1 protein-coding gene is annotated in these 539 nt (G+C 56.0%); it reads left to right on the plus strand.

All coding sequences use genetic code 11. The annotated features are described in order from the left end of the window. Positions 1–539, plus strand: a 539-nt coding sequence (locus tag V6936_RS17305; RefSeq protein WP_336580172.1) for a GTP-binding protein, incomplete at both ends; no start/stop codon positions are given.

The following is a 539-nucleotide window of genomic DNA, read 5'->3' on the forward strand; positions in this document are numbered from 1 at the left end:
AAGTTTGAACGGACTAAACCGCACGTCAACGTCGGTACTATCGGTCACGTTGACCACGGTAAAACCACTCTGACCGCTGCAATCTGCACGGTTCTGTCCAAGGCATACGGCGGCGAAGCACGCGATTACTCGCAGATCGACAACGCCCCTGAAGAAAAAGCACGTGGTATCACCATCAGCACGTCGCACGTTGAGTACGAAACGCCTAACCGTCACTACGCTCACGTTGACTGCCCCGGCCACGCTGACTACGTCAAGAACATGATTACCGGTGCTGCCCAGATGGACGGCGCTATCTTGGTTTGCTCGGCCGCTGACGGCCCAATGCCCCAGACTCGCGAGCACATCCTGCTGAGCCGTCAGGTTGGCGTTCCTTACATCATCGTGTTCCTGAACAAGGCCGACATGGTTGATGACGAAGAGCTGATCGAACTGGTTGAAATGGAAGTTCGTGAGCTGTTGTCCAAGTACGACTTCCCTGGCGACGACACCCCGATCATCAAGGGTTCGGCCAAACTGGCTCTGGAAGGCGACGAAGG

It is taken from the genome of Alcaligenes sp. CHO6, from assembly GCF_037120595.1.
Classification (GTDB): domain Bacteria; phylum Pseudomonadota; class Gammaproteobacteria; order Burkholderiales; family Burkholderiaceae_B; genus Alcaligenes; species Alcaligenes ammonioxydans.